An 11,689-nucleotide genomic window follows, 5' to 3' on the forward strand; every position below is an offset into this window, starting at 1 on the left:
GCGCGCAGGAAGCGGCGGACGGTGTTGCGGGCCAGGCCGAGCTGCGCGGCGATGCCGCGCAGGCTGTGGCCGTTGTGGTGCAGCTCGTGGATGGTCTGGTGGCGCTCGCGGGTGCGGTCACTGATCCGCCCGGACGTGCGCGGTGCGGCTGTCGCTCGGGCGGTGGACGCGGCGGCCCGGACGTCATCGGCCGTCACCGCCGGCCGGTCGTCGGGCGGTTCGGGCTCGGGGAGCAGGGCCCGATGGCGGATGACCGTCTTCTCCACGGCCTCTACAAGGTTGTGGAAGAGGTGCCAGCGGTCCGCACAGTGCTCGGCGTTCGGTGCTCCGGCGCGGGCGCCGTCGGTGTAGGCGGTGGAGCGGTCGCGGCAGATCACCTCCACGCCGGGGTGGTCGGCCAGCCAGCGGGCCAGGGTGGCGGCTTCGCGGTCGGGGAGGACGTCGATGGGCCGGTGGGTGTCGATGTCGATCAGGATCGTGCCGTAGGTGTGTCCTCTGCGGAAGGCGAAGTCGTCCACGCCCAGCACTCGTGGGGTGGGTCTGTCGGGGTCGGGCAGTGCGCGGATGAGAGGTAGCAGGGTGTCCCGGCCGGCGTTCATGCCGAGCAGGTGGGCCAGGCGGGCGCCGGCCCGGCCGGCCAATGCCAGGGCGATCCGGGCCAAGGTGGAGCGTTGCCGCTCGGTACGGTGCGCATAGGGCCTGGTCAGCCCCGCTACCTGTTCTGCGAAGGTCCGCCGGGGACATTCCCGGTTGCCGCACAGGAAGCGACGGACCGTCAACGCCAGCGCCACTGCCTTCCCCGCGGTCGGCAGGTGGGCGGGATGGCGCTGGTAGGAGCCATGGACCCGCTCGGACCAGCCGCGACATCCCGGACACCGCGCGCCACGCGCAGTGCTGCGAGCCGCAACGCGTATGACCCCCGGCTCTGCCTCCACTGACGCGATCACCACGTCGGCAACGCCAGGGAACAGCAGCTCCTTCAGGTCAACCGTGCTCTTTCCCGCAGCCGGTGACCATCACCCGGCCGAGCACCAAGCGGAGCTGATTTCGGGCAACTTCCACACGGCCGCCTAATCTGCCGACGGTTACGGTCCGTGAGTATCCACAAGCCCTGCGACAGAACCAGAGTTCGACCGACGCCGAGAAGGACACCGCCGCCCCGGGATATAGAGGGCGCCCACTCCGGGCGTATCTCGCATTGACCAGCGGAGATCGTGGGCCGTGAGGAACGCGACTCCTCTCGCTAACTCGGGCTGCTTTCACCCGAACGGGCGCGCCAAATAGAACAACCAGCCCATAACCGGGCGAAGCTGCTGAGCGTGGGGACGGCGGAGAGACCGGCGTCCTTCTCAGCCCCGGGAGGTTCGATGTCAGCACCGATTACCAGCAGGGCATGCGTCGCCGCGGCCATCGCGACCGCATCACTCGCGCTGACGACGGCGCTCGCGCAGTCCGCGTACGCGGGAACCTCGTCGTCTTCGATCGTCAAGAGCCGCACCGAGGCCAGCAGCCTCGTCGCTCCCACCCCCGAACCCGAGGACTCCCGCAGCACCACGGGCCGGGAGCCCGCCGGGGACGACACCACCAAAACCACCCGTCGCACCGAGCGCGAGGACTCCGGCAAGCGGGAGCCCGCCGGGGACGACACCACCACAACCACCCGTCGCCCGTCCGGCGGCGTGAAGACTGGCACGGGCAGCGGTGCCTCGGAGCCGAACAGCCTCGAAACGGCCCTCGGCGCCGCGCTGGCCGCAGCCGGCCTGGGTGGCGGCGTGCTGATCGTGCGCCGTCGCCGCGCGGCCGCCGACCGGGACTGAGGCTGAGCGCGGCCGCTGAGGCGGAGCACAGCCAGTGACCGGGTGGCCCCGGACCGGCGAGTCCGGTCCGGGGCCACTTGACACGGGCCACCACAGGGTCATGGCATCACGACGACGCGCACACGCACCCGTACGCCGTTCGCGGGAGGACACATGAGGCACCGGTTCCTGGTGGTCGGAGGCTACACCCTGGCCATGACCAGTCTGATACTGGGCGGCTGGCTGATGCACGACGGCACCGTGACGCGTCACCCGCCGCTTCCCGGCGCGGCCCAGCCCTTCACTCCGTCGCCCGACGCGGCGGCCGCAACCGCCGCGCGGACAGCGGCCGTCAGCCCCCTGTCCCGCTCGGAGCCCCAACGGCTGCGTATCCCCGCCATCTCCGTCGACGCTCCGCTGACGGGTCTTGGCCTTGACGCAGGAGGTCATCTGAAGGAGCCGCCAGTCGACAAGGACAACCTCGTTGCCTGGTACAAGGACGGCGCCACGCCCGGCCAGACGGGCACCGCCATCCTTTACGGCCACGTGGACATCCGCAAAGGCACTGCCGTCTTCTGGAACCTCGGCAAGTTGAAGAAGGGGCAGCCGGTTCAGGTCCAGCGCGATGACGGCAAGGTCGCGCGCTTCACCGTCGACGCCATTGAGGTCTACCCCAAGAACAAGATCCCCAACACCAAGGTCTACGGCACCGCCAACCGCCCCGAGCTGCGGCTGATCACCTGCGGCGGCTCGTACTCCCGGTCCACCGGATACGAGTCCAACGTGGTCGTCTTCGCCCATCTCACCGGCGCGACATGACCAACGGCCAGCCCACCCGTCAGTGACCGCGTGCACGCATCGTGGGCCAGCACGCCACAAGACCTTGGGCTCACAGCCCAGAAGCTCGGCCCGGTAGCTCGGTAAGCGTGACCGGACACCGGTTGAACGCGCCCAGGAGGTGTCTCACAGGTCCGAGCCAGGGCGGCACGCCGCGGGGTCCCGGCGCTGCGGCGTGCCGCAGACGTACCCGCGCTCAGCTCGCCCAGATACCGGTGATGTCCGACGCGGTGGCGGCGTGTCCGGCGTGCGAGGTGCCGTACATGTCCTCGATGGTGCGCAGCACGTCGTAATGGTCGTACCTGGTGGCCGATCTGCTGCCCGCGGTCACCGGCTGACCGTACAGCACCGTGGCGATCTTGTTCTTGCTGTGCTGGTTGTCCTCGTCGAAGGTCACCACGAGGAGGCTGTTGTGGGTCTCGGCCCAGGCCGCGTAGGCGCCGAGGTGCTTCTGCAGCCAGGTGTCACCGGTGGAGACCGGGCAGTCATGCATGTCACTGCACAGATTCGGGATGACGAAGGCGACCGTGGGCAGCCTGGCGTAGACGGTCGGGAACTGTGCGAACGTCTTGGCACTGGATCGGGGGACGTTGCGGAACCCGAACCACGGGTTGTGCTTGCGCGCATAGCGTCCGCTGCCGCAGGTGGTCGAACCTTGGCTGGGCAGCGACTCGCTGTAGCCGGCCCAGGTCTTTCCGACGGCCGTCAGCTCGGAGGCGAGGTTGGCGGCGGAGCGGAAGCCGGGGGTGTAGCAGCTGTCGTCGGTGATGCCCTGCGTCGCGCCGGAGAAGAGTGCGAAGTAGTTGGGCTGGCTGGGGTGGGCGATGGCGTAGGAGCTGGTCAGGAGGGCGCCGCCCCTTCCCAATGAGTTGATGTACGGAGCGCTGGGGCTGCCGATGATCTGGTCGTACGCGTGATTCTCCATGACGACGACGACCACGTGGTCGGGTGTGGGCACATGTCCGGCCCTGTGCCCGGTTCCCGTGGCTCCCGTCCACGGCGCGGCCACCGCCGCGGCGACGCCGAGGGCGTAAGCGAGCAGACGGACGGTACTCCGGGGGCGTGTTCGGGACGAGGCGATCACGGGGCCTCCGGTCACAGCAGAGCCGGAAGATCTGTCGGTTTTTATTCTTCATGTTTCCGGCGGTCTCGCGCCCGAGGCCCGCGCTCGGTCAGCGCTGAGTAATCCGTGTGGACGGCTCCGGCGCGTGCGGGTGGCCACGAGATGCCATGGTGGCGATATGACCAGGCAGGACGTGGCGATGTCGCATGAGTCGAAGCCGCTTCTCGCGTAGGGGATCGCCTCGTGAAACCCCGGCCGCCGGCCATCACCGTCGGAACAGAGGACAGCCCTGCCCTTCGATACCACCGGTTGCGCGCGGCAGCCCGTGACGCGGCGCCCGCTGTGCTGGGCTTCGCCATGGTGCGGGCCGCCGGGGTGGCGGTGCTCCTGTACTGCGGCCACCGGCGTGGAGATCCAGCACTGGAAAGACTGGCGACGATATGGGACGCCGAGCGGTACGGAAATATCGCGGTGAACGGATACGACTGCGGCCTGCCCATGCTCGCGGCCAGTCCGCAGGCAGGGAACGCTTGCTCCAACCTGGCGTTCTTCCCGCTGTATCCGGCCCTGATCCGGCTCGTACACGCCCTGACGTCGCTGCCCGTCCCGCATGCCGCTCTTCTGATCTCCTGGCTCGCGTCCCTGACCGCGGCCTGGGGGATCTTCGCCGTTGCCGCCCGGTGCTACGGCAAGCACACCGGAGTGCTGGCCGCGGTGCTCTGGGGAACGCTGCCGCATGCCGTGGTGGAGAGCATGGCCTATACGGAGGCACTGTTCACGGCCTTGGCCGCCTGGTCCCTGTTTGCGGCGTTGACCCAGCGCTGGATATGGGCCGGCGTCCTGTGCGCGTTGGCGGGGCTGACCCGGCCCAGCGCGGTGGCCCTGGTGGTCGCGATCGACGGGGCGGCAGCCGTCGCCTTGGTACGAATCCGCAGACGTCCGGCACGGCAGCCGGCAAAGGCAGGATGGCGGCCTTGCCTGGGTGCGCTGATCGCCCCGCTGGGCTGGCTGGGGTTCATCACATGGGTGGGTGCCCGGCTCGGCCACTGGGACGGTTACTTCGCCGTCCAGAGACTGTGGCGTTCCCGATTCGACTGGGGAGTCACCACAGTCCGCCAGCTGGGCCGGGTCTTCCTTCATCCCACGTCCGTGCCGTTCGCCTGGATGGTCGTGGCGCTCGTGCTGTGCGCCGCCATAGCCCTCGGAGCCGTGACAGTGACGCACGGCCAGCCGCTGCCGCTCGTGGTGTACAGCGTGGGCCTGTTGGTGATCGCTGTCGGGGATTCGGCGTTCTTCGGCGCCCGGGCCCGATTCCTCGTGCCCGCCTTTCCCTTGCTGCTGCCGCTGGCGATCGGGCTGGCCCGAGTCCGCTCCGGCAGCGTGCGCGTCCTCCTGCTCGGCTCGACGACTGCCCTGTCCGCGTTGTACGGCGCTTACCTGGTCTTCGCCGCCGGTCACGCACCGTAGTAAGCGGTCACTGGTCCCTGATGCTGCGCGGGACGCCGCGCGGCCCGTGCGCCGGGCGATCTTTTTGACGCCCGCCGCGCCCTCCAGTTCGACGGAACCTGTGGTTGGTTGTCCGGGGATACCGGTTGGGCGCTCTCCGTTTCAGCGGCTTGCCTCGCCCTGGGCGACTTCGATGTCCTGGTGGACGCTGAGTGCGCCGGTCGCCGCAGTGGCGCAGGAGATCACCGCGCAGGCGGCCAGGAGAACGGCGATCCACGGCACGATGCGCGGTGTTCGTCCGGCCGGGGACAGGAGGGCGGCCACACGCCGCGGCACAGGACCTGTGGTCGCCGCCGGTGTGAACGCCGGACGATCCGAGTCCGCCGCGTGCGCGGCCAGGGCGGCTCGCGCGATGGCGCGGGCGGTCAGGCGCCGGTCACCGACCGCGGTGGCGGCCGCCTCGTCGGCGGCGCGTTCCGCGACCAGCCGGACCGCTTCACGGACCCCTCGCAAGGCGGGGTGGCAGTGGGCGGCGAGTTCCGCCGCGGCCAGGAAGTAGCGGTGGCCGCCGGTGTTGTGGGCGCGCTCGTGCGCGAAGAGGGCCTCCCGCTCGTCCGGCCGCAGGGCACGCAGCATGCCGGTGGTGACGACGATGCGGTGCGGGCGGCCGGGCAGGGCGTAGGCGTCCGGGTGCGGGGAGTCGACGACGCACAGGTCGCCCGCGACGGGCCGGCGTTCGGCCTGGGAGCGGGCGGTGCGCAGCCCTGCGGCCTGGCGCACGGCCGAGCGCCCGAGCGCAAAGGTGCCGAGCGTGAGCAGACCGGCGGCCAGGGCGGCCACGGGCAGGATCAGCCGTTCGGAGGGCGTCCGCAGAGGGTGGACCAGCTCGCCCAGCGCGGCGAACGCCGGGATGTCGAGCAGGCCGGTCACCGCGAAGGTGCCGAGTGCCGCGACGGTACCGGCTGCGAGGAGGAGCGCGGAGACGGTGAGGGTCCACAGGGCGGCCACCGGCGAGCGGTGGTCGAGGATCCGGCGGGTCAGGAAAGGCGACGCACAGGGCAGAAGGAGCGGGATCAGCAGGAGCGTGGTCGTCATAGGCCCTCCTCCAGCAGTCGCCGCAGGACCTGCTCGTCGTCCGGGGTGAGCTGGGCGACGAAGCGGGCCAGAGCGCTCTCCCGGTCGCTGTCGCGGGCGAGTTCGCCGTGCATGCGCAGAGCGGTCAGGCCGTGCGGGTCCTGTATGGGGCGGTAGGCGTAGTCGCGGCCCTGCCGCTCCCGCTCCAGGGTCCCCTTGCGGTCAAGGAAGGCCGCGAGGCGTGGCAGGGCAAGGGCTGCTGCGCCCTCACGGCCAAGCTCGTGCCGTCCGCCGGTGACGAGGCGGATGGGTGCGACTGCCGCCCCGGCTGCGACTGCTGCAACTGATCGCCCGCTCCCAGGGCCTCGGCGTCGATCGACGCCGAGGCCGTCAGTGCTCCGCCTGCGCGATGCGGTCAGCGAACGCGCGGGCCTGCTTGGTTTCTCGACTTTCCGGACCTCCCTACGCGCGCCCAAACGTAGAGGCCACTCGCCTTGTTCACGAGAACCACACCGGACCTCCAGGGACAGAGAGTCCTGAACCCAACGGCTTGATGCGGCGGACCTACCCGGCCCTAACGGAGCGTCGGCAGCATCCGCCCCCGACCGCGGGCGACACAGCCAGCGCAAGATCGCCTCCTTCGAGCAATCGATCCACGATGCCCCGAGACTGTCTCTGATCGACTTTTGGAGGCAGGAACGGAGAAGCTGATGACCAAGATTGTGAGCAAGTTTCCCAGGGTTGGCGCATTGTTCTGGGCGATCAAGATCGTGGCAACCACGCTCGGTGAGTCGGTATCGAACTTCGTGGCGATCACTCCGATGAAGCTCGGCTACGCCGCCGCAGTGATCATTTTCTTGACGGCATTCGCACTCACGCTGATGATGCAGATGAGAGCCGACCGGTTCCGGCCGGCGGTGTTCTGGTCGGTGATCTTGATGACCAGCATCGTCGGCACCGCAACTTCGGACTTTGTGAACCGCACCGTCGGGCTGGGCTATACCGGCGGCGCGGCCTTGCTGACCAGCCTCCTGGTGATCGTACTGATCATCTGGCGGGCGACCGGGCAGACCATGGACGTGGAACGGATCGCCACCACCAAAGGTGAGATCTTTTACTGGATCGCGACACTGGTGTCCAACACGCTGGGAACCTCCAGCGGCGATTTCCTGTCCCACATCGTCGGCCTGGGCTTCCGGGACAGCGCTCTGGTGCTGTCCGCAGTGATGCTACTGATCCTCGCCGCCCACTATCTGACGCCGATCTCGGGCACCGTGCTGTTCTGGACGGCCTACGTACTCACCCGCCCGCTCGGGGCAGTCGTGGAGAACGCAGTGGAGAAGCCCGTAGCCCAGGGCGGACTCGGGGTAGGAACCGCCATCACGTCAGCCGTTCTGCTTGCCGTACTCGTGGTTCTGGTCGGCTATCAGATGCTCACCCACCGCCAGCAAACTCTTACGCTCGACACGTAGTCCCCCGTCGGCAGTTCAAGCGACCAACCTGGGAGCCCAGGCCGCTCAGCGTGCAAAACACACGGCGCCAGATGCGCCGGTGCCCTGAGCCGTGCTGTAGACGCCTCTCGGCGAGCCCTGGAACGCCCTCGACGTCGCCTGCCTCCTCGGCCCCGCTGTAGGACGGGCCCTCGGCGTCTCGCCGAGACCAGCCCGTGCGTAGCTGACCTGCGCGAGGGGACGCGCGTGGAACTCGTGAGACCGTCCCACGCGCGCGCGGGACATCCTGTCTCATCCACTCGTACAGGCCCAGCTCAGACGCGAAAACCTGCACCTGCCGGGCAACGAACTCGACGGCCTCGCCCGGCAGCTCGGAGCGACCCCGGGGGAACCGGCCGTACTGCGTGTAGAACTTCAGCAGCACGGCGAAGCCCAAAGGCGAGCTGCTGATCCCCACGATCGTGCTGCTGTTCGGGGAGAACATCAAAACGGTCGGGAGCCTGTCTTTGCTGGTCTCCCTGCCCACGATGCTGGTGGCGTTCGCCCGCTATAGCCGCGACGCCAGCTTCGCCGTCCTCGGCGCCAACCGCCGTTTCGCCCTGGTCCTGGCCGCAGGATCCGTCGCGGGCGCGGTCCTGGGAGGGTTGCTGCTCGGGGTGTTCCCCGACGCGGTCCTCATCCCGGTCCTGGCCGTGATCCTGCTCGTCTCTGCGGCCAAGCTCGCCCGCCACGACTGACCTGCGCCGCGTACCGCTTACTCCTGTTCGCCGTCGTCCTCGGCGGCGTCCGGGTCACGGAAGGGGCGCAGGCCCGCTCCGGGGCCGCTGGCCTTGATGTTGAACAGGTAGCGGCCCAGGAAGTTGATGTGCCGGTCCTTGAGCGGGGACAGGCGGGCGACGTCCTCGTCCTTGATGTCGTGGCCTTCGGCGCGGAGCTGGGCGACCGCGGCGTCGAGGTAGCGGGTGTTCCACAGCACGACGGCATTGAGGACCAGGCCGAGGGCGGCGAGCTGGTCCTCCTGGCCCTCGCGGTACGCCTGGCGGATCTGTCCCCGGCCGCCGTGGCAGATCGCGCGGGCGAGCCGGTGGCGGGACTCCTGCACGGTGAGCTGCCGGTTCATCAGGCGCCGGTAGGTGTCGTCGACCGGGTCGACCAGGGCGAGCAGATGCATGGTCTTGTCGATGCGCCCGTACTCGGCGAACGCCGCCCCCAGCGGGGTGGGGTGGCCCTCACGGCCGAACATCCGCAGCAGGTCGTAGGCCCTCACCTGGTTGGTAATGAGCGACCCGGCCACCCGGAGCATGTCCGGCCAGTGCGTGGTGATCCGCTTGAGGTTGACCTTGTTGCAGGCCACGGCCTGAAGCGGCCCGTACCCGGCGGCCGGCTCCTCGCCGTCGGGCAGGTCGGCGCACCAGAACCGCTGGTCGGCCAGGTCGCGGAAGCGCGGGGCGAAGCGGAAGCCGGGCATCTTGTACAGGCCGAAGGCCATGTCCGAGTACGAGGCGTTGTCGGTCGCGACCATCTCCGGCTTCACCCCGCCGTCAAGGTTCAGCAGGGTGTCCAGCGTGTACAGACTGTCGCGCGGGGTACCGCGCACGACCATCGCGCCGATCCCCGCGACCTGGTCATTGACGGCATTGAGCCAGGTCACCCCGCGTTTGTAGCCGTAGTACTTGGGCGAGGGGCCGGTGTTGATGCTCTTGACGGGGACGACGAAGCGCAGACCGTCGACGGAGGCGAGCAGCCCGCCGCCCCACATCTGCGCGAGCTCGATGCGGGACTGGGCGGTGATGAGCGCGGCGTTCGCCGCGGCGATGGTGTCGGCGCGCACGTAGTTCTGGTCGACATGCGACAGACGCGTGCGCGACAGTGCCTTGTTCTCCGGGTCGATGACCGGGGTCAGGCCGATGTTGCAGCTCTGGGAGACCAGCAGCGCGACCAGGGAGACGAGCAGGCCCTCCATGCGGGTGCGCCGCTCGGAGACGTGGCCGAAGGCGTCAAGGAACCCGGTCCAGGAGTGGACCTCGAACAGCAGATCCGGCAGGTCAATGCGGGGGAGCATCGCCTCCGTGGTGTTCTTCAGCCAGGTCAGCGACTCCGGTTCGCCCACCGCGCCGAGCTTGTCGACCGACAGGCGGGCGCGACCGCCGCCCTCGGGGACGACGATCTCCACCTTCGCCTCATCCCCGGCCTCGGCCGGCCGGTCGGCCATCTGCCGCCACGCCGCGTCCAGCCCCCGGGTGAGCCGGGCCAGGTGCTCGCCGGCGTCCTCGGCAAGGCTCAGCCCCGCCAGGACGTCCGCGCGCATCGCCTCCCACCGCGGCCCGTCCAGCAGCCGGGCGCGCGGGTCCGCCCACCGGTTCGACGGAGAGGCGAACACGTCGCGCCGGTTCAGCGCGCGGTGCAGCTGCTCCAGCACGCACACCACGTACGCGTCTCGGTCCACCGCGCCCTGCGGCAGCTTCGGGTTGGAGAACACCGCGCGCTTCCACATCGCGGGCACCAGCTCGGCGTCGATCTCGCGGGGCAGCAGCGGCCGGTCCTTGACCCTCCGACGCGAGAGCGCGGGCAGGCGGCGCACCGCCTTGAGGATGCGCCGTCCGGCCGGGGCAGCGTCCAGCGCGTCCGACTCTCCCAGCAGCGACAGGAACGGGCGCACGGTGTTGTAGCGCAGGGCCAGCTTCTCCCGCATCGCCGCCTCGGCCGACCCGTCGTCCTCCGGCACCAGGGCCTCCACGATCGCGACCGCCCCGGCCACCGCCGTACGCGGCACCGCCTCCTCCCCCGCCGCCCACAGCGCGGCCACGTCCAGGTCCGCCTCGTGCTCGGCGACCAGGTCCAGCTCCTCGGTGAGGATCTTCGACGCCTTCGCCAGGATCCGGGCCGCCTTCTCCAGCTGCGGCAGCATCGCCAGCCGCTCCCGGTCCGACGCCCGCCGCGCCGGGCTGATCAGCCGGTTCGCCATCAGCACCGCGAACAGGTCCAGCGCGTCGTCGACCGCCTGCGCCTCCAGCTGACGCACCACCGCCGTCAGCAAGGCCGTGCGCCGCGGCTCCGGCGCCCGCTCAATCGTCTGCGCCTTGCTCAGCTGCCCGTACCGGGCCAGCGTCGACAAGCGGTTCACCGGCACCCGGGCCAGATTCACCCGGCCCAGCGCGAACGCGGAGATCTCCTCCACCCGCTCCATCGCCCGCACCATCGCCGTGCCCGTCGACTTCACCGGCGGCGTACGCAGCCGCTCCAGCTCCGAGACCCGCCTGCCCTCCGGCACCACCAGCAGCTGCGCCAGCGCCGGCGCGAGCGCGGGATCGGCCCGGTGCGCGGCCCGAGCCACCGCCTCATACAGGCGCCGCTCCGCCGCCGTACGGGCCTCCGACACCTGCCGGGCCAAAACCGAGACGCCCGGCAACAGCACCCGGTTCTTGCGCAGCCACGTCACCGCGTGGTTGAACAGCGCCACCGGCCACTCGGCATGCGTCCACGCCCGCCCGTACAGGAAACCGCGGAACTCCCGTCCCCACTTCCGGTCGGTGAAGTCCCGGTACCTGAACCGCTCCTGGATCTCCGCCGCGTGCTCGTACGGCGTCCTGCGCCGTTCCGGATACCGCTTCACGCACGAAGCGTCCTCGATGCCGAGCTGCCCGGCCAGGTACTCCACGGCCTCCCACGGCACCGCGAGCGGGTCCTCCCCCAGGAACCGGCCGATGTAGCGGACCGTGCAGATCTGCACCGCCATCCCCAGCCGGTGCGCGTCCGTACGACGCAGCGCGATCAGATCACGGTCGTCATCGTCGAGGAAGAAGAACCGCTCCAGCTCCGGGCGCGTGGGCACCTCGGTGAACGACCCGTACGCCTCGGCCTGCTCATCAGTCAGAAACTCCACCGGCACAACCGGACCGTAGGCACCCGAGAAGTCCCGCCCGGCGGGTATCGACGAACCCCAGCAGCACCACCGAACGGTGTGCTAGACGACCAAGATCAATCTCACCGGCACTTTCTGTACCGCAACTACTCACACCCGG

Annotated in this window: 10 protein-coding genes; 5 read left to right on the forward strand and 5 right to left on the reverse strand. The window is 69.8% G+C overall.

Translation table 11 applies throughout. The annotated features are described in order from the left end of the window. On the reverse strand, positions 1-950 hold a 950-nt coding region (locus tag ABD329_RS46400; protein ID WP_344318092.1), incomplete at its 3' end, for an ISL3 family transposase. 417 nt (positions 951-1,367) lie between these two features. On the opposite strand from ABD329_RS46400, the gene ABD329_RS46405 reads away from it, so the two are divergent. Both ABD329_RS46405 and ABD329_RS46410 read left to right on the forward strand, forming a co-directional pair. Then, a complete protein-coding gene (locus ABD329_RS46405; RefSeq protein ID WP_086879214.1) occupies positions 1,368-1,817 on the forward strand; it encodes a hypothetical protein in 450 nt (149 codons plus the stop codon). Between the two features lie 153 nt (positions 1,818-1,970). Beyond that, positions 1,971-2,615, forward strand: coding sequence for a class F sortase (locus ABD329_RS46410; RefSeq protein WP_344318093.1), 645 nt, complete (start codon positions 1,971-1,973; stop codon positions 2,613-2,615). A 214-nt stretch (positions 2,616-2,829) separates the two neighbouring features. On the opposite strand, the gene ABD329_RS46415 is transcribed toward ABD329_RS46410, so the two are convergent. After that, a complete protein-coding gene (locus tag ABD329_RS46415) occupies positions 2,830-3,591 on the reverse strand; it encodes an alkaline phosphatase family protein (RefSeq protein WP_425574477.1) in 762 nt (253 codons plus the stop codon). A 414-nt stretch (positions 3,592-4,005) separates the two neighbouring features. Here ABD329_RS46415 and ABD329_RS46420 point away from each other — a divergent pair, with 414 nt between their 5' ends. Then, entirely contained in the window at positions 4,006-5,163 is a 1,158-nt protein-coding gene (locus tag ABD329_RS46420; protein ID WP_344318094.1) for a glycosyltransferase family 39 protein, read from the forward strand. A gap of 141 nt (positions 5,164-5,304) precedes the next feature. Here the strand turns inward: ABD329_RS46420 and ABD329_RS46425 are convergent, their stop codons facing one another. Then, positions 5,305-6,237: a M48 family metalloprotease gene (locus ABD329_RS46425; protein ID WP_198282138.1), complete on the reverse strand. Its 933-nt coding sequence runs from the start codon at positions 6,235-6,237 to the stop codon at positions 5,305-5,307. Next, the gene (locus ABD329_RS48405; RefSeq protein ID WP_425574478.1) at positions 6,234-6,845 is read right to left on the reverse strand and encodes a BlaI/MecI/CopY family transcriptional regulator; all 612 of its coding nucleotides are present in this window, start codon (positions 6,843-6,845) and stop codon (positions 6,234-6,236) included. Before ABD329_RS48405 ends, ABD329_RS46425 begins: the two co-directional genes overlap by 4 nt. 81 nt (positions 6,846-6,926) lie before the next feature. On the opposite strand from ABD329_RS48405, the gene ABD329_RS46440 reads away from it, so the two are divergent. Further along, the gene (locus ABD329_RS46440) at positions 6,927-7,688 is read left to right on the forward strand and encodes a COG4705 family protein (protein WP_344318095.1); all 762 of its coding nucleotides are present in this window, start codon (positions 6,927-6,929) and stop codon (positions 7,686-7,688) included. Between the two features lie 428 nt (positions 7,689-8,116). Continuing rightward, the gene (locus tag ABD329_RS46445) at positions 8,117-8,404 is read left to right on the forward strand and encodes a TSUP family transporter (protein ID WP_344318099.1); all 288 of its coding nucleotides are present in this window, start codon (positions 8,117-8,119) and stop codon (positions 8,402-8,404) included. Between the two features lie 17 nt (positions 8,405-8,421). On the opposite strand, the gene ABD329_RS46450 is transcribed toward ABD329_RS46445, so the two are convergent. After that, on the reverse strand, positions 8,422-11,556 hold the full coding sequence (locus tag ABD329_RS46450; RefSeq protein ID WP_344318097.1) for a Tn3 family transposase: 3,135 nt from the start codon (positions 11,554-11,556) through the stop codon (positions 8,422-8,424). Positions 11,557-11,689 lie beyond the last annotated feature (133 nt).

The organism is Streptomyces javensis (assembly GCF_039525925.1).
In the GTDB taxonomy this organism is placed as follows: domain Bacteria; phylum Actinomycetota; class Actinomycetes; order Streptomycetales; family Streptomycetaceae; genus Streptomyces; species Streptomyces asiaticus.